Source organism: Nocardioides flavus (ex Wang et al. 2016) (assembly GCF_014653115.1).
GTDB classification, from domain to species: Bacteria; Actinomycetota; Actinomycetes; order Propionibacteriales; family Nocardioidaceae; genus Nocardioides; species Nocardioides flavus.
On the sequence record NZ_BNAD01000019.1, the window covers coordinates 20821 to 44061 of the forward strand.

Sequence of the window (23241 nt, forward strand, 5' to 3'; positions counted from 1 at the left end):
TCGATCAACTTCCAGCTCGACCGGTGGATTGCTTGGACCCGGGGGACGCGCGCTGGGCGACATCCGCAGGATCGCTCCGCAGCTCACGGACTACGAGACGAATCGGCGCCTGTCCCTGGAGCTGGCCCACACTGCATACGGCGAGGGTGACCTGCTCCGGGCCGCATTCACGTGCGGGCGGCCGAGTTCTTCGTTCGTGGTGACGATCCTGACAAGCTGCCGTTGAGGGCGCGGTTCGTCGACCTGGTCCTACGCAGCCGGTCGATGGCGGCCGGGGACCGCGACCGCATCCCCTACGGTGATGGGTGGTTGCCGGCCTACCGGTTCCTGGAACCAGCACACGGGCAGCCTCGGCCTTCGCATCGACCCTTGCCGCCACGTCGCCCTCAACATCGTCAGTGAGCACGCCGAGCGGGAGACGTTGCAACAGGCTGCGGTGGCGTCGCTTGGCCCTAGTCGTGTTGCGAACAACGTTGTGCGCAACGCCGAACACCCATGCAAGACCCGCGGACTCGGCGCGCAGCGTCGCGCGCAGCCGCCAAGCCTCAAGAAACACCAGCGAGGTGCAGTCTTGCGCCGTTTCCCACTCGCCGGTGCGTCTCAAACAGAACCCGAACACGGGATCAGACAGCTCGGCGTAGAGCGTCTCGAAAGCAATCGCGTCGCCAGCACGCACGCCGGACCACAGTTCGCACCCGTCGATCTGTCGCTCGGTCACATCAGTTAGTGTCCGCGCCTCGGCAAGGGTTCCAGAAACCGGCCGCAGATCTTGAAGCGATCAGGCAGTCAAGCAGGCGCTCATGCTCGCATCGGTAGCGGGGCCCACCTCTAATCTTGAGCTGGACGAATCTGGCCTCCATGGCGGCGCCACTGGTCCACCCCACAGGAATGCCGCAACTGAAGGGGCCTTGGGATAACTCCCTGGTGCCAAGTCAGACCGTCACACCGGGGCCAGTTGCGGTTGACAAACTCACCCAGCGGCGTTCCTGAAGATGGCGACACGCTTCCAGACCGCGTCGTACTCTCCCCGCGTAGCCGCCGACTGCCTCCTGTTGGCAGCGGCGGAGGACCACTATGTCCCCCCTGACCCAGTTCCATCAGCAGTTCGCCACCCTGACCGGTGCCCGGTCAGTGACCGGTCATGTCCTCACCCGAGCCGACAACGCCCAGGCCCACTGCCACGTCGGCAACATCGATCTCTCCGTGGCGCTGATCAGCAGCTGGCTGGACCAGATGGCCGGACTGGACCAGGCACGAGATCAGTCAGCTCGGCGGGCTGACCCGGACCGTCCGGCGGGCCTCACGGACAGTACCGACGGAACTTCATAGAACCTTCACCGGCGCCATGCAGAACCCTCATCGGGCCGCGGTTACCTGAAAGACACCAAGGCATACCACACCCCGGTACGGTCCACGTATCCGACGGGATGCGGGTTGCCCCCACCGATGGGAGGAGAACCGCCATGGCGAGCGGCAGCAGCGTGCAGCGAGAGCTGATCAATCGGCTGAGCCGCATCGAGGGTCAGGTGCGGGGCATCTCGCGGATGGTGGATGAGGACAAGTACTGCATCGACATCCTCACCCAGGTGTCGGCGGCGTCTCGTGCCCTGCAGTGTGTGGCCCTGCAGCTGTTGGAGGACCACATGCAGCATTGCCTGATCGACGCGGCACGGGCAGGCGGCCCGGAGCGCGACGACAAGCTCAAGGAGGCCTCGGCAGCGATCGGCCGGCTCGTTCGCAGTTAGCGGACCGCCGGCGTGAGCACGATCCGCTCCACCAAGCCCAACAGCCCACGCACACCAACCGATCAGAACGAAGGAGAGCTCTCGTGACTCAGGACGTGATTCGCGTGGCGGTCAACGGCTACGGGGTGATCGGCAAACGGGTCGTGGACGCGGTCTGCACCATGCCGGACATGGAGCTGGTCGGCGTCGCCGATGTAGTCGGGGACTGGCGCATTCGCGCCGCGGTCGGGCAGAACATCGCGGTCTTCGCCTCGACCGGTCAGGCCGACGCCGCGATGCGTGCCGCCGGCGTGCCGGTGGCGGGGAGCCTGGAGGACCTGCTTGCCACGGTCGATGTGGTGGTGGACACCACCCCGAAGAAGATCGCGACGGCCAACGTGCCTGCCTACCGGGCGGCTGGGGTGAAGGCGGTGTTCCAGGGTGGTGAGGCTCATGCCACCACTGGGCACTCCTTCGTTGCGCAGGCCAACTACGCCACCGCGGTCGGGCGGGACATGACCCGGGTCGTGTCGTGCAACACCACCAGTGTGGTCCGGGTGCTGGGCGCGTTGCAGGACGCCAGCCTGCTGGCACGCGCCCGGGGCGTGCTGATCCGGCGTGCCACCGACCCGGGGGAGTCCCACCTGGGCGGGGTGATGAACACCGTCGTGCCTGAGGCGTCCATTCCTTCCCACCAAGGCCCGGACGCACTTACGGTACGACCAGACCTGGACGTGGTGACCATGGCCGCAAAGGCGGCGCATACCCAGACCCACAACCACTACTGGACCCTGCAGCTGACGCGTCGCGCCAGTCGGGAAGAGGTGCTGGAGGCGTTGCGAGCCGCCCCGCGGATCGCCTTCATCAAGATGGCGGACGGACTGACCGGGTTGAACACCACCGTCGAGCTCATGCGGGACCTCGGCCGTCCCCGCGGCGACATGTGGGAGGTCGCGATCTGGGAGGACGTGCTGGCGGTGCAGGATGACGAGGCGTTCTTGACCTACCAGGTCTACAACGAGGCAATCGTGATCCCAGAGACGATCGACGCGATCCGAGCCTTGACCGGCAGCGTGCCCGACGGAGCGACGTCGATCGCGATGACCGACCAGGCCCTGGGCATGCGCAGAGAGTTCCTCCCGCAGCCGGTGCGGGCACTCACCGACGGCTGATCACCAGCACGGCGGCGCGACCATCGGTCGCCCCGGGACAGGCACAGCGGCTGAGCCGCAGAAGGAGACGACATGAACAGCCAGACCACCGTCCTCGAAGTGGGCGGACTGCACTGGGCCACCTCACAATCGGTGGTCGAGAAGGCGCTCGCGCGCCGCCCCGGCGTGCTTGGAGTGGAGGCGAACGCGGTCAGTCAGACCGCGACCATCACCTACGACCCGACCCGAACCTCGCTCGCCGAGCTCACGGGCTGGGTCCGCGACTGCGGCTACCACTGCGCGGGCCGTGCGGTGCCGGAGCACGTGTGCGACCCCATGGACGAACCGGACGGGAGCCACTCCACGCACCACCCGACCCGCAAGCACCACCCCGCCGGCCACGAGACGCAGCTGGTGGACGAACCGCAGACCGGTGACCAGCCAGGGCATGAAGGTCACGAGGGACGGTCGGCGCAGGAGGTCATGGGCCACGGCGGGCACCACGGCGCCATGTCGATGGAGGACATGACCAGGGACATGCGCAACCGTTTCGCCTTGGCTGCGCTGCTGTCGATCCCGATCACCATGTGGTCACCGATCGGCCGGGACCTCCTCGGATTCACCGCGTCGGCACCGTTCGGGCTGCGCGACGACGTGTTCACGCTGATCTTGTCGTTGCCGGTGATCCTCTACTCGGCGTGGATCTTCTTCGACGGCGCCTACCGGGCCCTGCGGGCCAAGACGCTGGACATGATGGTGCTGGTCGCCGTCGCGGTCGGCACCGGCTGGTTGTACAGCCTCGCGGTCACGTTGACCGGCGGTGGGGAGGTCTTCTACGAGGCAGCCACGGTCCTGACCAGCTTCGTGCTGCTCGGCCACTGGTTCGAGATGCGGGCCCGCGGCGGGGCGAACGAGGCAGTGCGCACCCTGTTGGAGCTGGCACCGCCCATGGCGGTGGTGCTCCGCGACGGGACCGAGGTGGAGGTGCCCACCGCCGAGGTCGTCGTCGGCGACCTGCTACTGGTGAGGCCGGGTTCGAAGATCCCCGTGGACGCCGTCGTCGAGGACGGCGAGTCCGAGGTCGATGAGTCGATGGTCACCGGTGAGAGCCTGCCGGTGAGCAAGGCGCCGGGCGACGAGATCATCGGCGCGTCGATCAACACCACCGGCACGCTGCGGGCCCGGGCGACGAAGGTCGGTTCGGACACCGCGCTGGCCCAGATCGTCGCCATGGTCCAAGAGGCACAGAACTCCAAGGCGCCGGGCCAACGGCTCGCCGACAAGGCCGCGTTCTGGTTGGTGTTCGTGGCCCTCATCGGCGGCACCGGCACGTTTCTGGTGTGGTGGCTGGCAGGGGCCAGCGTGCCGACCGCAGTGTTGTATGCCATCACCGTGGTGGTGATCACCTGCCCGGACGCCCTCGGGCTGGCCACCCCGACCGCGATCATGGTCGGCACCGGGCTGGGTGCCAAGCGCGGTGTTCTCTTCAAGAATGCGACCGCCCTGGAGACCTCGGCCCGGATCGACACCGTCGTGATGGACAAGACCGGCACCCTGACCAAGGGCGAGCCGGAGGTCACCGACGTGGTGGTCCACGGGCTGAGCGAGGACGACGTCCTCGCGCTGACGGCCGCGGTGGAGCGCGAGTCGGAGCACCCGCTGGCGGCTGCGGTGGTCAGGTACGCCGAGGCCCGACAGGTCCCGCGCCTGGAGGTTGCTGGTTTCCGCAACGTGCCCGGACACGGCGCCGGCGCGCAGGTGGCGGGCCGCCGGGTGCTGGTGGGCAACCGCAAGCTGATGGTCGACGAGGGCATCGACATAGCCGCACTGGTGGCCCGCCGTGACGAGCTGGCGGCGACCGGCCGGACCGCGGTGATGGTGGCGGTGGACGGCACCGCGGCCGCGGTGATCGCCCTGGCCGATGCCGTCCGGGACACTGCAGCGCCGGCGGTGGCGGCGCTGCACGAGGCCGGCATTGAGGTGGTGATGCTCACTGGCGACAACGAGGCCACCGCCAAGCGGATCGCCGGCCAGCTCGGCATCGACACCGTGATCGCCGACGTGCTGCCCGGGGACAAGGCGGACAAGGTCGCCGAACTCCAGAGGGCCGGCAAGAAGGTGGCCATGGTGGGCGACGGCGTCAACGACGCGCCGGCGTTGGCCACCGCAGACATCGGGATCGCGATCGGTGCGGGCACGGACGTGGCGATCGAGACCGCGGACGTGGTGTTGATGCGCTCGGATCCCCTCGACGTGCCGATCGCGCTGCGGATCGGCAAGGGCACGCTTCGCAAGATGCGACAGAATCTGGGTTGGGCGATCGGCTACAACGTGATCGCGCTGCCGATCGCGGCCGGAGTCTTCGAGCCCTCCCTCGGGATCTCGTTGAGCCCCGAGCTCGCGGCCCTGTCGATGTCGGGGTCCTCGTTCATCGTCGCGGTCAACGCCCTGCATCTCAAGCGGCTTCACCTGCCTTCGGCGCCGCCGGCCGCGGCGACCGGCGCCCCGGGCCGGCGGGTGCCGGCACCGGCTGGCACGTCCTGACGCATGTCATCCTCGAGTGCCACGGATCTTCCCGCCTTGCTACCCAGTGCGGGGCGGCCCCGCCCGGGACGGATGCTGTTCGTCACCGCGGCATGGGGCGCCTGCTTCCTGGCCATCGAGTGGGGGCTGCGGGACGCACCGGTGCTCTGGTTCGCCGCACTCCGCGGACTCGTGGCGGGCGTGGCACTGTTGCTGCTCGCCGGCGCCCAGCGGCGCCCAGCGCCGCCGGGGCTCCGGGTCTGGGGACAGATCACGCTGCTGGGCCTGGTCAACGTCACGATCGCCTTCGCCGCGATGTTCGCCGGTGTCGCAGGACTGGCCACGGGCACCGCCGCGGTGCTGGCGAACGCCCAGCCGTTGCTCATCCTTCTCCCGGCGTGGTGGCTGTACGGGGAGGCGCTGTCGCGGCGGACCGTGATGGCGATGGTGTTCGGGTTCGCCGGCCTGGTGCTGGTCGCGGTGCCCGGCGGGGGTGGGGAAGGGGCGGTGTTGTCACTGACTGCGGCGACGGCGATCACAGCCGGAACGCTGCTGTCCCGCCGACTGGGTGGGCTGGACGTGATCGTGACGACCGGTTGGCACTTCGTGATCGGGGGAGTGGCCGGCGCGGCGCTCGCGGCCGCGGTGGAGGGTGCACCGCTGATCGCGTGGACGCCGCGGTTCGTCGCGGTGCTCGGATTCCTGTCCCTGATCGGCACAGCCGCCGCGTTCGTGGTGTGGTTCACCGAGGTCCAGCGTTCCAGGCTGGACCAGCTGAGCGCCTGGACCTTCCTGACCCCCGTGTTCGGCATCGCCCTCGCCGCGCTGGTGCTGGGGGAGAGGCCGGACGGCTGGACCGCGATCGGGCTGTTCACGGTGCTGGTCGCGCTCTGGATCATCCTGCGGCCGCAATCGGCCGGTTCCGCCGACGCCGACGAGGCGCTGTGAGGATGGAGAAGTGATGAAGGACCTGACGCCCACCGGTGCCGTGCCGCCCCAGGATGCGGTGATCTTCGACATGGACGGGGTGGTCACCGACACCGCTTCGGTCCACGCGCAGGCGTGGAAGAGGCTGTTCGACGCGGTGCTGAACGACGACCGGGCGCAGGCAGGCGCCGGAGGTACGCCGCGGCCCTTCGACGCCGACGCCGACTATCGCCGCTACGTGGACGGACGGTCGCGGAAGGACGGGGTCGCGGCCTTCCTGGCCGCCCGCGGTATCGACATCCCGACCGGGTCACCGCTGGACCCGCCCGGTGGCTGGACCGTGCACGGGCTTGCCGCGTCGAAGAACGAGATCTACCGCGAGCTCCTCGCCGAACACGGGGTGAGGGTGTTCGCCGGCACTGTGGAGCTGCTGGAGCGGCTGCGGGCCGGGGGTGTGCCGGTCGCCCTGGTCACCGCGAGCCGCAACGCGGAGGCGTTGCTCGCTGCGGCCGACCTCGGTGGGGTCTTCGATGTCGTGGTGGACGGCGAGGTGGCCATCGAGGCCGGGCTGCCGGGCAAACCGGACCCGGCCACTTTCTTGGAGGCCGCGCGCCGCCTGGGCGTGGCTCCAGACAGGGCCGCGGTGGTCGAGGATGCCGTGGCGGGGGTGCAGGCGGCCCGCCTCGGCGGTTTCGGGCTGGTGGTGGGTGTGGACCGGTCCGGGCACCGGGAGGCGCTGGAAGCCGCCGGTGCGGACCTGGTGGTGGAGGACGTCTCCCAGCTGGACCTCGGCGCGCTACGGGTCGACCCGTGGCTGCTGGTCTACCAGGGGTTCGACCCGGCTCATGAGGGGCACCGAGAAGCGCTGACCACACTCGGCAACGGCTACATGGGAACCCGGGGTGCGGCCCCGGAGCGGTCCGCGGACGGCGTGCACTACCCCGGTACCTACCTGGCCGGGGTCTACAACCGGCTCACCTCCACCGTGCACGGCCGGGAGGTGGAGGACGAGCACCTGGTCAACGCCCCGAACTGGCTGTGCCTGGACATTCGTCCCGGTGAAGGATCGTGGTGGTCGCAGGGCGGCCTGTCGGTGTCGGACGAGCGCCGGGAGCTCGACCTGCGAAGGGCGGTGCTGACCCGGCACGCGGTGCTCACCGACCCTGCCGGTCGGCGACTGCGGTTGACCCAGCGGCGGTTGGTCTCAATGGCCCGGCCCCACCTGGCCGCCCTGGAGACCACCCTGGTCGCCGACGGTTGGAGCGGCACGGTGAGCATCGTCTGTGGCATCGACGGCGGGGTACGCAACGGCAACGTAGCGGAGTACCGGCCTCTGGCCGATCAGCACCTGCGCACGGTCTCCGACGAGGAGGTCGATCCGGGCACCCTGCTGGTGGAGGTCGAGACGATCCAGAGCCGGATCGGCATCGCCACCGCAGCCCGCACCACCGTGACCACGACGGGAGTGACCCGTACCGGTGCCGTCGGCTCAACCACCACGAACGAGTCGCGGGCGGGGCACGGCTTCGAGCTGACGTTGAGAGACGGGGTACCGGTGACGGTGGACAAGACCGTCGCGGTGTTCACTTCTCGCGACCGGGCGAGCGCCTCGCCGCGGCTCGCGGCGCTCGCGGAGCTGGCCTGGGCACCGAACGGACTCGGTGACCTGCTGCCCGCCCATGAGGCGGCATGGCAACGGCTGTGGGACCGGTTCGCCATCGAGCTGGATGCTGACCGGCAGACCCAGCTGACGCTCAACCTGCACCTGTTCCACCTGCTGCAGTCGCTCTCCCCGCACACAGCCGGCCTGGATGCCGGAGTGCCGGCCCGAGGCCTGCACGGGGAGGGCTACCGGGGGCACGTGTTCTGGGACGAGCTGTTCGTGCTGCCGGTGCTCAGCTCGCACCTGCCCTCGGTGACCCGCGCGCTGCTCGACTACCGGCACCTCCGTCTCGACGCAGCCCGCCGCGCTGCCACCGCCGCAGGTCTGGCCGGCGCAATGTTCCCGTGGCAGAGCGGCAGTGACGGCCGCGAGGAGACGCCCGACCAGCTGTTCAACCTGCTTTCGGGTCGGTGGATGGCCGACAACTCCCGACGTCAACGCCACGTCGGGCTCGCGGTCGCCTACAACGCCTGGCAGTACTACCAGGCCACCGGCGACGTCGACTGGCTGTCCCACCGTGGCGCCGACCTGATCATCGAGGTGGCCCGCCTGTTCACCAGCCTGGCCACCTACGATGTTGACGAGGACCGGTTCCACATCGTCGGGGTGATGGGGCCCGACGAGTACCACGACGGCTACCCCGGCGCCCCCGGCGAGGGGCTGCGGGACAACGCCTACACGAACGTCCTCACCGCCTGGGTCTGCCAACGTGCCGTGGACGTTCTGGGCCTGGCAGTCGGACACGACTGCGACGCACTGCACTCGCGCCTCAGCATCGGGCCCGACGAGCCGGCCCGCTGGGAGCACCTGAGCCGCCGCCTCGCGGTGCCCTTCCACGACGGGGTGATCAGCCAGTTCGCCGGCTACGAGTCGTTGGCGGAGCTGGACTGGGACCGCTACCGGGTCACCTACGGCAACGTCGGGCGGCTCGACCTGATCCTGGAGGCTGAGGGTGACACCACCAACCGGTACAAGCTCGCCAAGCAGGCTGACGTCCTCATGCTGGTCTACCTCTTCGGCCCCGACGGGCTCGCCGAGATGCTGCGCCGCCTCGGCTACCCCGACCGCCCAGGCCTCGTCGAGGACACCGTGGAGTACTACTTGGGACGGACCGCGCACGGCTCGACGCTGAGCCGCGTCGTGCACGCCTCGGTGCTCGCGCGTATGGACCCTGCGCGCGGGTGGCGCACCTTCCGGGAGGCGCTGGCCGCCGATCTGGACGACACTCAGGGCGGAACCACCCGCGAAGGCATCCACCTGGGGGCGATGGCCGGGACCATCGACATCATCACCCGCGCCTTCGCCGGGATCCGCAGCGAGGACGATGTGGTGGTGTTCGAGCCGCGCCTGCCAGAAGGATTGCGGTCGGCTCGGTTCACCATCGTGCACCGGGGCCAACGACTGCGGGTGGTGGTCACCCCAGACGTGCTGGAGGTGCACGCCCAGCTCTGCGCCACCAGAACGGAGGTCCGGATCCGGGTTGGAGGTGAGAACCTGGCCGTGGCCCCAGGGGAGCGCGTGGTGCTTCGGTGGACGCCGCGAACAGGTGCGCGGCCGGGCCGGATGCGCTGATCACGATGGTCGGGTCCGAACACGACCTGATCGTGCCGACCTTCACGGGATCTTCACCCAACGTCCAGTGGGGTTATACCTCTCGCTTGTTGAGTGGATACCAGTTACCCGCACGGGGTATGAGAGCGGTTGCCGCGGCAGCCGGGAGGTGTGAACAAGTCATGAGCGTGCAAGATTGGCTCGTCGTGGGGGCAGCGGCTGCGTTGACTGCCCTTCTCGGCTGGTACTTCTTCGGCCCGAAGAGCAGCCGACGGGCAGACCTCAGCGATGGCGTACAAGTCGCCACCGTCACCGTGAAGGGCGGCTACAGCCCCAGCTTGGTCGAGGTGCAGGCCGGAACGCCGGTGCGGCTACTCTTCGACCGGCAGGAGAGCGGCGACTGCTCCTCCCGCGTGGTGTTTGCGGACTTCAAGATCAACCAGACCTTGCCCGCCTACGCCACCACTGCAGTGGAGTTCACGCCGACCGAACCTGGTGAATTCGAGTTCGCCTGCGGTATGAACATGCTGCACGGCCGCCTCCGCGTCGCGGCAGCGTCGAGCGCCACCTCTCCTAGCGCCGACCCCTTGGGCGTCACGGCTGTCCTGGTCCGGTCGGATCCAACGGCCGATAGTGTCGAGCCAGCCGTCAGCACCGTTGGTCCGGCAACTTCGGCGACCGGAGTTCCGCGAGCTGGTGACGGGTCGGTCGGCTCCATGCATGGGTCGTCGACGCAGCCGGAGTCGGAGGGGGACGCTGAGGAGCGGGAGCGCGCAGCCGAGATCACGGATCTGCGGCGCGCCGGGTGGTCTTCGGTGCGGTTCTCACTGTTCCAGTGCTCCTGGCGGTAATGCTCACCGAGTTCTTCGACGTCACCTGGGTGCCGGACCTGCTGATGAACCCGTGGCTCCAGCTGGCGCTCATCAGCCCGGTGATGGGTTACACCGGCTGGCCGATCCACAAGACAGGCTGGCTGGCACTGGCGCACCGCAGCGCCGACATGAATTCCCTGATCACGTTGGGCACCATCGCGGCCTTCGGCTACAGCCTGGTGGTGACGTTCGTCCCCGGCGTCCTGCCTCTGGACGTCCGCGAGGTCTACTACGAGGCCGTCGGGGTGATCATCACCCTGATCCTGCTCGGCAGGCTCCTGGAGACCAAGGCCAAGGCCGGCACCGGCGAGGCGATCAGGACCCTGATCGGCCTGCAACCGCGGACCGCGCGGATCGTCCGAGATGGCGTGGAGCTGGAGGTGGCCATCGACGACGTCAGGCTCGCCGACGTCGTGGTGGTTCGACCGGGCGAGAAGCTGCCCGTGGACGGGGAGGTCCTCGAGGGCAGCTCGTCGGTCGACGAGTCGATGGTCACCGGAGAACCGATCCCGGTCACCAAGAAGCCCGGCGACGCCGTCATCGGGGCCACGATCAATCAGACCGGAACCTTCCGGTACAACGCCACCAAGGTCGGGGCCGACACCATGCTGGCTCAGATCATCAACCTGGTGCGCCAGGCCCAGGGGTCCAAGGCGCCCATCCAGCGTCTGGTGGACAGGGTGTCCAGCTACTTCGTCCCTGCCGTCATCGGCATCGCGATCTGGACCTTCGTCATCTGGGCGCTCGTTGGGCCGCCGCCCGCCTTCGTCTTCGCCCTCGTCGCCGCCGTCTCCGTCCTGATCATCGCCTGCCCGTGCGCACTCGGACTGGCCACACCGCTGTCGATCACCGTGGGCACTGGCAAGGGGGCCACCGCAGGGATCCTGATCCGATCCGCGGAGGCCTTGGAAACCGCCCACAAGCTCGACACGGTCGTGCTCGACAAGACCGGAACGATCACCAAGGGCACGCCCGCGCTGACCGACGTTCGCCCCACAGGTGGGTGCACGGAGGACCAGCTCCTCGCTCTCGTCGCTGCAGTTGAGCGCTCCTCAGAGCACCCACTGGCCGCAGCCATCGTCGCGGGCGCCCACGCCCGGGACTTGGACCTTCCCGAAGTCATAGCTTTCGACTCGGTGACAGGGCAAGGCGTGCGCGCGCTCGTCGAGGGCCGCGAGGTGCTGGTCGGCAACCACCGCCTGCTCGCGGGGGCCGGCATCGACATCCAAGCCCTCCAGCGCGACGTCCAGCTCCTCGCCGCCGACGGCAAGACCCCGATGTTGGCGGCCGTGGATGGTGAAGCGGCGGGTGTAATTGGGGTCGCGGACACGCTCAAGGACGGCTCAGCAGCGGCGGTGGCGGCGCTCGTGCAGCGCGGCATCGAGGTCGTCATGATGACCGGCGACAACCGCGCGACAGCCGCCGCGATCGCCCGTCAGGTGGGAATCAACCGGGTGGTGGCCGAGGTCATGCCCGAGCACAAGGCTCGGGAGGTCAAGCGCCTCCAAGGAGAAGGCCGCATCGTCGGCATGGTCGGCGACGGGATCAACGACGCCCCGGCACTGGCGCAGGCAGACGTCGGCTCCGCCATCGGCACCGGTACCGACGTGGCGATCGAGTCCTCCGACATCACCTTGATCTCCGGGGCCCTGTCTGGGCTCGTCACGGCAGTGGACCTCTCGCGCGCCACCATGCGCAACATCCGGCAGAACCTGGTGTTCGCATTCCTCTACAACGGCTTGGGGATCCCGATCGCCGCGGGGGCTCTGTACCCGACCTTCGGCTGGACACTGAGCCCGATGATCGCGGCTGGGGCCATGGCGCTGTCTTCGCTGTCCGTCGTGGCCAACGCCAACCGGCTGCGCGGATTCACCCCACAACCAGTCCACGACGTCGCCGACATTCCAGCCACCGACCCGGTGGTGGAGGTGGGAGGCGACGGAGAAGAGGAGATCACCATGTCCGAGAGCGCCACCGACCCCGTCTGTGGGATGAGCATCGATCCGACGTCCGCGGCAGCGTCCGCCGAGCACGGCGGCCGCACGTTCTACTTCTGCTCCACCCACTGCGCGGACCAGTTCCGCGCCGAGCCCGACACGTACGCCACCGCCGCCAACTAGGGAAGCAGTCGGACCCGCCACCTTTGGCCGGGTGGGGCCTGCAACACGACGGAGCGCTTCTCTGAGCAGCCGACGGTCTCCCACCGAACCTGCTCCATTCCTGCTCGCGGTCGAAGCATGCGATCCGGAGCCGAGTCCCGACTGCCGTCGCCGCCCATCCTCGCCTGAACGAGGCCGGCCGAGGGCGCCGCGGGCTAATGCCTCTCTTCGAGTGACTTGGTGCCTGTCGGCGGCACAGTGGTAGCGACTAGCCTCGCTGAGGCGCGGTCCGCGACGCCGCGGGGAGCGAGAGGAGCACCGAATGGCGCACACCACCGCCACTATCGAAACCGGGACCGGACCGCTCGACGGCGACGAGCTGCGCCATATCGACACGTGGTGGCGGGCAGCCGACGACCTCAGCGTCGGACAGATCTACCCCTGGGAGACGAGTTGCGAGCCGATCGTCGCCTTGCACGGCAAGCGACGACTGCTCTACCACTGCGGCACGACGCCGGGCACGAACGCTGTCTACGCTCACCTCAATGTGGCGGACATAGCTCGGGACATGGAAGTGGTGCAGGTCATCGGGCCGGACACGGCGATGCGGGCCAGGTGGCGTGCGCCGGGTTGCAGGGCACCCAACAGTGAGGTCCGTGCTCCCATCAGCTTGGAGGCGGTGCTACCGATGCTGCACCTCAACGGCTGCAAGATCGCCAACCCCACAATTCTTGAGCGACTTCCCAACGACGTCGACGCGCTACTGCGGGGCTGCTGGCACACCCCGCGCGTTGTGTCCGTCGACAACCCAGCCGAAGCGCACCAGGTGTTAGCGGCGACGCTCGAGCTCTGCCCGGGCGGGATCCGTGACGTCCCGGCGGCAGCTCACCCCGGCGAAATCACGGAGTTGGCGTCCGCGCGTGCCCGGTGGGCGACGATTGTGCTGCGGTCACCGCACGGCGACCGCCCCGAGCGCGTGACCGACAGCGTCCCGCGGCTGAGTGTCGTCTCTGCGCACGCCCACAAGCTGATGGAGCACAAGCGCCACGTCCGCGAGCAAGGCGAGGACCTGCCAAGGATGCGCGAGTGGCAGTGGCTATCAGAGGAGCACCCGGTCATGGTGACACCGAGGCCGAGACCGAAGTTTTCGAGGGTTGAGGTACGGTGATCTCCGACCGGGTGTTGGTGGTCAACGCTGGCTCGTCGAGCCTGAAGCTCACCGTGCTGGACGGGCACAATCATCGCGTGGCAGGCACGACCGTCGAACGCTGGCAAGGCGCCGGCCACGTCGAGCCGATCGCCGACTTCCTCGAGGGTTGCGAGGAGATCTCCGCGGTCGGCCATCGAGTGGTCCACGGTGGTCCCCGGTTCGCTGGGCCGGTGGTCCTCGATCCGGAAGTGGTTGAGTACCTGGCCTCGATCACCGACTTGGCCCCGCTTCACCAGCCGCGAGCGGTCGCCGGCATCCGCGAGGTGTCCCGGCTCCTCGACGTACCAGAGGTCGCCGCGTTCGACACCGCCTTTCATGCCACGCTAAGCCCCGCTGCGCGCACCTACGCTCTGCCCCGGGAGTGGAACCATCGGTGGCATCTGCGACGCTACGGCTTCCACGGGCTGTCCCACGCGTGGGCGGTCCGTCGGGCCGCGAACCTCGTCGGTCGTCCCCTCGACGAGCTGCGGATCGTGAGCTGCCATCTGGGCGCCGGCGCCTCGCTGGCAGCGGTGAGGGCCGGCCGCTCGGTCGACACCACGATGGGCTTCACACCGCTCGCCGGCTTGGTGATGGCCACCCGTTCGGGTTCGATCGACCCCGGCTTGGTGACGTGGCTCCTCGAGCGTGGCAGCCTCGACGTGAACACGCTCACCGCGGCGCTCGAGCAGGAGTCGGGCCTGCGGGGTCTGTCCGGCACCTCCGGCGACCTGCGTGAGGTGCTCAGCGGCCGGGCTCGCGGCGATCCCGATTGTGCCCTCGCCTTCGACGTCTACGTGCACACGCTGGTGCGCGAGATCGGCGCGATGGCCGCGAGCGCCGGCGGGCTCGACGTCCTGGTCTTCACTGGCGGTGTGGGCGAGCACTCCGCTCAGGTCCGCGCCGCGGCTGCCGAGCGACTCAGCCATCTCGGCGTGGTGCTCGACGCCGGTGCGAACGACGCAGCGCGGGCAGACGCGATCATTGGGGGTGAGACTTCAACAGCCTCAACGGTAGTCGTGACCGCCGCCGAGGACGTAGAGATCGCCCGGCTTGTGCGTGAAGTTCTGGGTGCAGGCGTCTGAGCCGAGCACCGCACCAAGCGTGTTGCCGCGAACTTCATTCGTGCGGTTCTGGACGGCAGCCTTTATGCCGGGGTCGAGAAAATGGAACCGGAGAACGATGAACCCCCATTATCCCGCCCCGCGACGGGCCGATGTGTCCACGTGAACGTCGACACGAGGACAGGCCATGGTGACCACGCAGATTGGCTTGTCCCCAGGCTTGGGTCGGTGACCCAGCTGCGGTCGCTCTTCAGTCGTCAACTCCGCACCTTGGGCGCGAGCGGCCGACAGCGAGCAAGACCGAGCAATGCCACCCGCCAGCATTCGTGCAGGTCGGCGCCAGTTTCCGCATCAAAGCCCACGACTCCGCTGCGTGCTTGGTGAGTGTCGCGGGCTGAAATCGTGTCAGCCCGACCCCGCTCGGCCATACGCCTCGTCGCAACAACTGACATTATGTGGATGTGACCAAGACCCCATCTCGAGTGAACAAGGGACGAGTTCTTGATGGCCGCTGATGACGACAAGCGGCCAAGCGGGAGGACGGTTCACGACGACGACGTACCTCCGAAGATGCCGCCCTGGGTCAAGTACCTCCTCCTGGGACTGCTCGCTGCGGTCGTCGTTGCTGTGCTGACCATGCTCGGGGTGGGTGGGGAGCACGGGCCCGGGCGCCATGGTGCCTCACACTCCGCACCCGCTGGGATGGCTGGGTCGCAGGAGTGGCAGTGACCCTCGCACGGCTCTTCCGGCAACTGCTGCTAGCGGTGCACCTAGGTGCTCGATCGGCTGGATCGGCGCCGTCTGCGCGTACCTCGCGCTGGCGTTCGCTGTACCCGCGACAGGAGACCCCCAGGTAGTCCGTGCGGCGTGGATCGCGATGGCCCTGGTGGGCTGGTACGCGGTAGTGCCGCTCGCGGCAGGCGCGCTGCTCACCGGAGTGGTGATGGGTGCGGTGACGAAGTGGGGCTTGCTTCGGCACTACTGGGTCGTGATCTCGCTGGTCGGCACGATCGTATTGACCGCGGTGCTGGTCTTTCACATGCCCGACGTCAGCGCCCGAGCTGACATCGCCCGCGTCGCGGACGACGAGCACCTGCTGATGATGGGCAGCGATATCGCTCATGCCGTCATTGGGCTCGTGCTGTTGATAGGCATCTTGGTGCTGAACATCTACAAGCCCAACGGGTTGACCCGCTACGGCTGGCGGAAGGAGCGTGCGGAGCGGGCGCACGCGCCGGGACGCCGGACCGCGGCCAGCACTTGATCAACGCGGCCTTCAGCCGCCGCTCTCTCACGCGCTGGTGCACCCGGTTAGCGCGGTCGGATCCACCGCGTTGGTGCGACGCTCGGCTTCCCCATCCTCCCGCGACCCTTTTACAGCACCCGGGACCATGTTTCGCCGTCATCGCTGGACTGGAAGACGGCCGTCTCGGTTGCGGCGTACCAGCCCTGGTCGCTGATGGTGAACGCGGCCGGTTGACCATCGATCGAGCCGACCTCTCGCCAGGTTCGACCGGTGTCGGTGCTGACCTGGACGACGCCGTTGGGGTCGATACCGGCCAGGGTCCCGTCCGCAGTGGTGTCGAGGTACATCATGGGCGGTCCGCCGAGCTCACGGGTCTCGCCGGACCCGGCGTCGATGCTGACGAGTCGGCCGTTGCCGTTGGTCGCGGTCAGCGGGACGCTCTCGTCGACGGCCGCGACGCTGATCAGGGGGCCCTGGAACACCTCGTCAAAGCTCTTCCGATCCTCCGTTCGCAGCAGGCGGCCTGAGGTGGCGTCGTATGCGTAGAGGGCATCACCGGCGGGCTCGAGGATGTGGAAGTCCGCCTCGCCTTGGAGGGCGAGCGGCGTCCAGGTCTCTCCGGCATCGGTGGACTCGATCAGGCCCAGATGAGCGGGCAGGTCCTCAGTGAGGTCCGGGTGCCCGCTTCCGAGGAAGTGGCCGGGGCCGACGACGGTAAACGCCATCGTGTCCTGGTACCGGTCGGCGACGCGGCTCGGCCGACCGCTCTCGTCAATGTGGAAGAGGCCGAAGTGGGTGGCGACGTAGAGGCTGTCGTCGGCCGGGTCGACGCCGAGACCATGGATGTGGCCGACGCTCGTGTCCTCATCGGCGGTGGGCGCTGTCGTTGTGGTGCCCTTAGCGCAGGCGCCCGTTAGAAGAGCGGCGCCGAGGAGGACGGCAGTGAGGGCGGCGTTGGGTCGTTTCATGACGGCGGCTCCGGGGGAGATGTGGTGCCGGGCGGGCGGATTGGCTCCGCCCTGCCCGGCTCCAGGAACGAGATCAGGAGTTCAGCAGGTCCTGCATTGTCTGGATCTCTTCTGCCTGCGTCGCTTCAATCTCCTCGGCCATGGCGACCGCCTCGGGGAACTCACCCTCAGACTGCTCGGTCTGGGCCATCTCGATCGCACCCTCGTGGTGCTCGATCATCATGGTCAGGAACATCTGGTCGAACTCGGCGCCGGATGTCGCCTCAAGGTCGGCCATCTCGTCGTCGGTCATCATCCCAGTCATGTCGTCGGACGACATGTCGCCGTGATCCATGCCCGACATGCCCTCGTCGGGGACGTCCTCGCCCCATGACTCCAGCCACCCGGTCAGTGTCTCGATCTCAGGACCCTGCGCTGCCTCGATGTCGGCGGCGAGCTCCCTGACCTCCTCGCTTTCCGCGCGTGACTCGGCGAGTCCTGCCATCTCGATGGCCTGCTGGTGGTGGGGGATCATCTCCTGGGCGAATGTGACGTCGGCGTCGTTGTACCCGCCGGCGGTATCAGCCTCATCCTCGTTGCCACAGGCAGCGAGGATGAACAACGACGCCGCCAGGACGGCGGTAATCAGCGACTTGCGCATGAGTGTTTCTCCATCTGTGTGATCGGGTGTCTGGGTAGGCGAAACTCGAGCCGCTCAAAGGATGGGCGCCTCGTGGCGGAGGCCTGTCAGCAGCGGATCACACACAGCATGCCGAGGTCGGGCGGGTCGCGGTCGCGCCCGATGAACAGTGGGAACTGCCACGTGGGCTGCAGGGTGCGAGGGATGCGGACGCCCCTACGTTCGAGCAGAAGGGCGATTCCCAACAGCAGGCCGGCCAGCACGGCTAGGCAGAGGCCAAAAGCCCCAACTCCGCTCTCGCTGACGGGCTCCCCGGAATCCCATCCCGCTACGTGACCAGCGACGATCTGTTCGGAGATATCCGGGGCACTGGCGTCCCGTCCGGAGTGGTCATGCCAGATGGGGTCGCTCGCGGCGATCATGACGTTCGCGCTCTCGGGCATCGCTCTCATGGAGTGAGTGCCGGTATGGGAACCCCAGCCGTGCATGGACAGAAGGCCGAACAGCGCGATGGCCACCGCGGCGAGCGCGTAACTCGGGCCGCGGACCGAGGCCGGTCTTCGAAGCTCCAGCATGGGCACCATCTTAGGCAGCCACCTGGTCACGAGTTCCAAGGCACTTCAGGTGTTACGACAGAGCCCCGTGGGCGCGGACCAGAATGTCTGGCTGGATGAGGCCCACGCGAGCTACGGCTGGAGTTCTTCGATTCCATGGGCCCGCGCTGAGCACGATCGCGCTAGAGGCGAAGTGTGGTGAGAGCACGCAACTTGGAGCGGCGCGCTGGCGCGCCTCCGCCGAGCTCGCGAGAGACCTCTGATTCAGTCAGCCATCCCGGCGACGTACGACAGTAACCGGGGACCAGCGGCAAGGCACACGGCGTGAAAGAAGGACAGCAGGCCAGCAGCGAACGCGATGAGAAGTGCGATCAACATCCACCAGTCGAGGTGGCGTTCTGCGCGCCGCCCATCATGGTCGGCCTCTCGTAGCAGGGTGGACTAGTTGTGATGCCTAGTCAGGTTGTTCAACCTGGTGATGGGTGCGGCCTTCCCGATAGCTGAGTGGGGCCGGTGGTGGTTGTACTCGTGGACCCATGCTGGCAGAGCCGCGAGTCGGGCTCACTCGGAGTTGTAGAACTTCTTGAACGCCCACCCCTCGGCGAGGGTGCGCTGGAAGCGCTCGCTCTTGCCGTTGGTCTGCGGTCGGTAGGGCCGGGTCTTCTTCGGCGTGATGCCCAGGTCGCTACAGGTCTGCTTCCAGAGGTTCGACTTGTAGCAGCTGCCGTTGTCGCTGATCACCCGCTGGACGGTCACGCCCCGGTCGGCAAACCACGCGACCGCGTTGCGCAGCACCTCGGTCGCGGTCTCCTTGGTCTCATCGTCATGGGCCTCCACGTACGCGACACGTGAGTGGTCGTCGATGACGGTGTGCAGGTAGCAGGTAGCAGGTAGCAGGTAGCAGGTCCCGGTCAGCGGATTGCGCCACCTGTTGCGGGGAAGGTCGGGTGTCGCCGCCCGGTTCCGGTTGCCCTGCTTGCGGCCGACGTAGCGCCAGCCGCCGCCGTCGGGCACCCGGCCGAGCTTCTTGACGTCGACGTGGATCAAGTCGCCCGGCTTTTCGTGCTCGTAGCGGCGGATCGGCTCCCCGGTGGCGCGGTCGATGTGAGAGAGCCGGTTGAGCCGGCAGCGGACCAGCACCGCGTGCACCGTCGAGGACGGCATGCCGAGCCGGTCGCCGATCTCGACCGGACCCAGCCGCTGCTTCCACCGCAGGTGGACGATCTTCCGCACCACCGGCGCGGGAGTCCGGTTCGGCTCCTGGCGCGGCGCCGAGGACCGGTCCACCATCCCTGGTGGCCCCTCGGCCCGGTAGCGGTCAGCCCATTTCTTCGCGGTCCGCCACGACACGTCGTAGCGCTCCACGGCTCGAGCCGGTTTCCAGCCGTGATCGACGATCAGGCGCGCCAGCTTGAGCCGGGCGCGTGGGGTCAGAGCAGCGTTTGCATGGGTAGCGTGGGACACGAAGGCCTCCTGGGTGTGAAGCGGTTCCTTAGACAGCTCCACTCCACATCGGGAGGCCTTCACCCATCTACGACATCAGATCGTGTCGTCACACGTTCTCGACCAACGTGACTGGGCATCACAACTAGTAGGACCAGAAGCGTTGGGCGATCAGCCCCGCTAGCACCAGGTACGGCAGCACCACGAGGGCGCGATCGAGACGGCGCAGGCCGAGCGGGCAGACGCCGAAATCCGGACGCGACGCCGGCCGATAGGCGCGGGCGGAACCCCTGCGCGGGTTGCCGCCGACAAGCACGGGAGTCGCAACCGACGGTCGGGGTACGTACGTATCCCCGATGAGAGGAGTCCCAGCATGACCAGAAGTCTGATCAGAACCAGTCCTCCGAGCACGAGCAGCACAAGAAGCACGAGCGCAAGATGTACCTCATCTTCGCGGCTATGATCACCAACGTCGACGGTGACGATGTTCATGCTCACCGACACCAACGCGTTCATCTGGTCGCACCTGACGTTCAGCGAGGAGCGGGTCTATATGGCGATGCTCATGGGGTCGGTGATGGCGATCATCATGCTCGGCTTCATGTGGGGGATGATGTACAAGAACGTCAAGGTCAACGTCGCCATCATCGTGGCCGCGCTCGTCGTGGGAGGCTCCGCGTTGTGGCTGTCCCGGCCGCAGACGTTTGTGCAGGACGAGTTCTACATGAAGGGCATGATCCCGCACCGCTCGATCGCGATCCTCACCAGCGAGCGGTCCGAGATCGAAGACGTGCGTGTGCGCAAGCTGGCCGACGAGGTCATCAAGGCTCAGCGCATCGAGATCGACGAGATGAAGTGGCTGATCGAGGACATCGAGAAGAACGGTGCCGGCACCACCGAGGAAGAGGCCAAGCAGCGCCCCGTCCCGGACTTCGAGGCCGGCCCCTGAGCACGGATCCCCGTCCATAGCCAGCCGGTGGCGACGATCTGAACGCGAGAGGAGAGTCATGTACGCAGGGGTTGTCGCCATGGCGGGCGCCGTTGGGGTGCTCGTACTCGGGCTGTACGCGCTGCACAGGCTCACCGCCGTAGCGCCAGACTCGCTGGACGTACTTCCGTTCGAGTCGGGCTGGGCCCCCGAGCAGCACGCACTGTCGCGGTACCACGTGCGGTGGTACCTCGCCACGCTGCTCTTCCTCGCCTTCGACGTCGAGATGCTGTTCATGTACCCCTGGGCGGTCGTCGTCGCACAGGTCGGCGTAACCGCGGTCGTCGAGATGTTCCTTTTCCTGGCTGCCTTGTTCGTCGCCGTGCTCTGGGCATGGCGGGAGGGGGCACTGCGTTGGGTCTGAGTGACGCGCTCGCACGGAGCGCTTCCCGGCACGCTCACGCTCTGGTCGTCGAGGTGCCGGGCTCGTGGCGCACGCGAATGGCGGCGGAGCGCAGCCTGTTCGCGCGAGGATGGCGTCTCGCCGACTCACCCGCGGACGCCGACGTACTCGTCGTGTGCGGCGAACCCGGGCCGGAGCTCGCGGAAGCGATCGAGGGCGTCTGGCACCAGATGCCAGGACCACGGGTCCGCGTGGACGTGCACGCGGGCGACGAAGTGGGTGCTCGACTGGACGAAGCACACACCGGCCTGATCGACACCGACCACCACCGCCGCGACGCGCAGCAGCGACCCACCGCCTCCGAACTCCTCTCCGAGCAGGCCGGACCTGGAGCCGAAAGTCATGGCGGCCATGGAGACACGGACCACGGTTCAGCCGGCGGCCACGAGGGCCACGAGGGCATGGACCACGGTTCAGCCGGCGGCCACGAGGGCCACGAGGGCATGGACCACGGCGGCCACGAGGGCCACGAAGGCATGGACCACGGCGGCCACCAAGGCATGGGCCACGGTGGCCACGAAGGCATGGACCACGGCGGCCACGAGGGCATGGACCACGGCGGCCACGAGGGCATGGACCACGGCGGCCACGAAGGCCATGGCGACATGGAGATGTCCCCGGGAGGGATCCCGCTCGCGGAGGGCGGTGAGGACCGCGACGGCCTCGAGATGGACGTCTTGCAGGTGCGTTTCGGGCCTGTTCTGCCGCATTGGCCGGCCGGTCTGGTGTTGCGCTGCTCGCTGCAGGGCGATGTCCTCGTCGAGGCACAGGCCGAGCTCGTCGACGGGCCTGCCCGGCACGAGGGCGACGTCGTCGGGCCAGCGCGCGGTATCGACAACATCGCCTCGCTCCTGGCGTTGGCGGGGTGGGACGACGCCGCGGCAGAGGCCCGAAGGATCCGCGACACCGCTCTGGAGCCTGGGGACGGAGCGGCGGGGTCGGAACTCGAGCGTCTGCGCCGGAGGGTCCGTCGTTCTTGGACGTTGCGCTGGTCGCTCCGGGGCGTCAGGCGGCTGAGCGACGAGGACGCGCACGCCCGGGGGTTGCCGGCCGACGTGGTCGGTGACTCCTATGACCGGCTGATCAGGATGCTGGACCGGGCGGTCGCCGGTGTTGCCGCGACCGCCGCCGGTGACACCGGCACTCGGACGAACGACGCCGGCCGGACACTCTCGACCGACCACTTGGCACATCTGGTCATGGGTTTGGATCTGGCCACGGCACGTCTGGTCCTCGCCAGCCTCGACATCCACGAGCTGCTCGCCGGACAGGCGGAGCACGAGGTGTCCCATGGCTGACCCGATGCCGATGACGGACTCGCCGATCACCACCGTGGCACCCGGCTGGGCGATCGTCGGCTTGGCCATTCTCGGTGTGTTGGCCCTAACCGCTGCCATGTTGGACGGCGCCCTCGCCGCGCGTGCGGGGGGCGGGCCGGGCGGGACGATGGGCGGGCTGGTCCGGCCGTTCGGTGAGGCGGCCCGGCTGATGCGGCAGCGACGTCGTACCACCGTCGAGGCCGACGGGCTGTTGTGGCGCATCGGGGGGGCGGGGCTGCTGGTGACGGCGGCGCTGATGGTGACGGTCGTGCCGCTGGGGGAGTGGACCATCTTCGATCTCGACGTAGGCGTCATGTGGTTCAACGCCATGGACGTGATGGTCTGGGCGCTGGTGTGGCTGACCGGGTGGGGCGCGAACTCGGCGCACTCGCTCGTCGGCGGCTACCGGTTCCTGGCACACGGGCTGGGCTACGAGCTTCCGTTGATGTTCGCCCTGGTCGCTCCGGCGATCGCCGCCGAGAGCCTGAACGTCGGCAGGGTCGCGGCGGCACAGGACGGACTCTGGTTTGCCGTCTGGATGCCGGTGGCGTTCCTCGTCTACCTGCTCGGGGTCGCCGCCTTCGCGGTGTGGGGACCGTTCTCCCCGGCCATCGGCACGGACGTCGCCGGCGGCGCACGGGCGGAGCTGTCGGGCGTGGACCGGCTGGTGTTCGAGGTGGGGCGTTATGCGTTGCTGGCTGCCGGCGCGGCGTTCGCGGTGCCGATGTTCCTCGGGGGCGGTGCGGGCCCGCTGCTGCCGGACTGGGCCTGGGTGTTGGTGAAGACCGTTGCCTTGCTCGCGGTTCTGGTCTGGCTGCGGCGGCGGCTGCCGGTCTTCCGGCCGGACAAGTTCATGGAGGTGGGCTGGGTGGTGCTGCTTCCGGCCGTGCTGGTGCAGGATCTGGTCGTCGCCGTCATCGCTGTCGGGAGGTCTTGAA

At 68.2% G+C, this 23241-nt stretch carries 21 protein-coding genes and 1 pseudogene; 15 read left to right on the forward strand and 7 right to left on the reverse strand.

Features of this window, described 5'->3' with window-relative positions; genetic code table 11:
- Positions 1 to 4: 4 nt before the first annotated feature.
- Positions 5 to 718, reverse strand: a complete 714-nt coding sequence (locus tag IE200_RS21250; protein ID WP_191281065.1) for an RNA polymerase sigma factor — start codon at positions 716 to 718, stop codon at positions 5 to 7.
- A gap of 356 nt (positions 719 to 1074) precedes the next feature.
- Here IE200_RS21250 and IE200_RS19025 point away from each other — a divergent pair, with 356 nt between their 5' ends.
- The 11 genes from IE200_RS19025 (at position 1075) to IE200_RS19070 (ending at position 16027) form a co-directional block, all read left to right on the forward strand.
- The gene (locus IE200_RS19025; RefSeq protein WP_191281066.1) at positions 1075 to 1329 is read left to right on the forward strand and encodes a hypothetical protein; all 255 of its coding nucleotides are present in this window, start codon (positions 1075 to 1077) and stop codon (positions 1327 to 1329) included.
- A 134-nt stretch (positions 1330 to 1463) separates the two neighbouring features.
- Positions 1464 to 1745: a metal-sensitive transcriptional regulator gene (locus tag IE200_RS19030; protein WP_191281067.1), complete on the forward strand. Its 282-nt coding sequence runs from the start codon at positions 1464 to 1466 to the stop codon at positions 1743 to 1745.
- A gap of 83 nt (positions 1746 to 1828) precedes the next feature.
- Positions 1829 to 2896: a type II glyceraldehyde-3-phosphate dehydrogenase gene (locus IE200_RS19035; RefSeq protein ID WP_229856824.1), complete on the forward strand. Its 1068-nt coding sequence runs from the start codon at positions 1829 to 1831 to the stop codon at positions 2894 to 2896.
- A 72-nt stretch (positions 2897 to 2968) separates the two neighbouring features.
- On the forward strand, positions 2969 to 5419 hold the full coding sequence (locus IE200_RS19040) for a heavy metal translocating P-type ATPase (RefSeq protein WP_191281068.1): 2451 nt from the start codon (positions 2969 to 2971) through the stop codon (positions 5417 to 5419).
- 72 nt (positions 5420 to 5491) lie between these two features.
- Positions 5492 to 6346 (forward strand): DMT family transporter, encoded by an 855-nt coding sequence (locus IE200_RS19045; protein WP_229856826.1) that lies wholly within the window; start codon positions 5492 to 5494, stop codon positions 6344 to 6346.
- A gap of 13 nt (positions 6347 to 6359) precedes the next feature.
- Complete coding sequence (locus tag IE200_RS19050; protein WP_191281083.1) at positions 6360 to 9560, forward strand: beta-phosphoglucomutase family hydrolase; 3201 nt, start codon at positions 6360 to 6362, stop codon at positions 9558 to 9560.
- Between the two features lie 161 nt (positions 9561 to 9721).
- Positions 9722 to 10390 (forward strand): cupredoxin domain-containing protein, encoded by a 669-nt coding sequence (locus IE200_RS20930; protein WP_229856828.1) that lies wholly within the window; start codon positions 9722 to 9724, stop codon positions 10388 to 10390.
- A complete protein-coding gene (locus IE200_RS19055) occupies positions 10375 to 12531 on the forward strand; it encodes a heavy metal translocating P-type ATPase (protein WP_229856829.1) in 2157 nt (718 codons plus the stop codon). The genes IE200_RS20930 and IE200_RS19055 overlap by 16 nt, the downstream gene beginning before the upstream one ends.
- Positions 12532 to 12832: 301 nt before the next feature.
- The gene (locus IE200_RS19060; RefSeq protein WP_191281070.1) at positions 12833 to 13678 is read left to right on the forward strand and encodes a phosphoketolase family protein; all 846 of its coding nucleotides are present in this window, start codon (positions 12833 to 12835) and stop codon (positions 13676 to 13678) included.
- Positions 13675 to 14784: an acetate/propionate family kinase gene (locus tag IE200_RS19065; protein ID WP_191281071.1), complete on the forward strand. Its 1110-nt coding sequence runs from the start codon at positions 13675 to 13677 to the stop codon at positions 14782 to 14784. The genes IE200_RS19060 and IE200_RS19065 overlap by 4 nt, the downstream gene beginning before the upstream one ends.
- A gap of 856 nt (positions 14785 to 15640) precedes the next feature.
- The gene (locus IE200_RS19070) at positions 15641 to 16027 is read left to right on the forward strand and encodes a DUF2269 domain-containing protein (RefSeq protein WP_229856832.1); all 387 of its coding nucleotides are present in this window, start codon (positions 15641 to 15643) and stop codon (positions 16025 to 16027) included.
- 110 nt (positions 16028 to 16137) lie between these two features.
- On the opposite strand, the gene IE200_RS19075 is transcribed toward IE200_RS19070, so the two are convergent.
- From IE200_RS19075 to IE200_RS19090, 4 genes and pseudogenes are all read right to left on the reverse strand, one after another.
- Positions 16138 to 16977, reverse strand: coding sequence for a F510_1955 family glycosylhydrolase (locus tag IE200_RS19075; RefSeq protein WP_191281072.1), 840 nt, complete (start codon positions 16975 to 16977; stop codon positions 16138 to 16140).
- A 73-nt stretch (positions 16978 to 17050) separates the two neighbouring features.
- Complete coding sequence (locus IE200_RS19080) at positions 17051 to 17617, reverse strand: DUF305 domain-containing protein (RefSeq protein ID WP_191281073.1); 567 nt, start codon at positions 17615 to 17617, stop codon at positions 17051 to 17053.
- Positions 17618 to 17703: 86 nt separating this feature from the next.
- Entirely contained in the window at positions 17704 to 18171 is a 468-nt protein-coding gene (locus IE200_RS19085) for a DUF6153 family protein (protein ID WP_191281074.1), read from the reverse strand.
- Positions 18172 to 18591: 420 nt separating this feature from the next.
- Positions 18592 to 19614: pseudogene (locus IE200_RS19090) on the reverse strand (IS481 family transposase).
- 463 nt (positions 19615 to 20077) lie between these two features.
- Between IE200_RS19090 and IE200_RS19095 the strand changes: the two are divergent.
- A complete protein-coding gene (locus tag IE200_RS19095; RefSeq protein ID WP_191281085.1) occupies positions 20078 to 20542 on the forward strand; it encodes a DUF305 domain-containing protein in 465 nt (154 codons plus the stop codon).
- Between the two features lie 58 nt (positions 20543 to 20600).
- Entirely contained in the window at positions 20601 to 20945 is a 345-nt protein-coding gene (locus IE200_RS19100) for an NADH-quinone oxidoreductase subunit A (RefSeq protein WP_191281075.1), read from the forward strand.
- Positions 20946 to 21070: 125 nt separating this feature from the next.
- On the opposite strand, the gene IE200_RS20935 is transcribed toward IE200_RS19100, so the two are convergent.
- Positions 21071 to 21337: a hypothetical protein gene (locus IE200_RS20935; protein WP_229856834.1), complete on the reverse strand. Its 267-nt coding sequence runs from the start codon at positions 21335 to 21337 to the stop codon at positions 21071 to 21073.
- Between the two features lie 60 nt (positions 21338 to 21397).
- Entirely contained in the window at positions 21398 to 21583 is a 186-nt protein-coding gene (locus IE200_RS20940; RefSeq protein ID WP_229856836.1) for a hypothetical protein, read from the reverse strand.
- 6 nt (positions 21584 to 21589) lie between these two features.
- Here IE200_RS20940 and IE200_RS20945 point away from each other — a divergent pair, with 6 nt between their 5' ends.
- Together IE200_RS20945 and IE200_RS19110 are read left to right on the forward strand one after the other, a co-directional pair.
- Positions 21590 to 22282, forward strand: a complete 693-nt coding sequence (locus IE200_RS20945) for a hypothetical protein (RefSeq protein WP_229856838.1) — start codon at positions 21590 to 21592, stop codon at positions 22280 to 22282.
- The gene (locus tag IE200_RS19110; protein ID WP_207084838.1) at positions 22275 to 23240 is read left to right on the forward strand and encodes a complex I subunit 1 family protein; all 966 of its coding nucleotides are present in this window, start codon (positions 22275 to 22277) and stop codon (positions 23238 to 23240) included. The genes IE200_RS20945 and IE200_RS19110 overlap by 8 nt, the downstream gene beginning before the upstream one ends.
- Position 23241 lies beyond the last annotated feature (1 nt).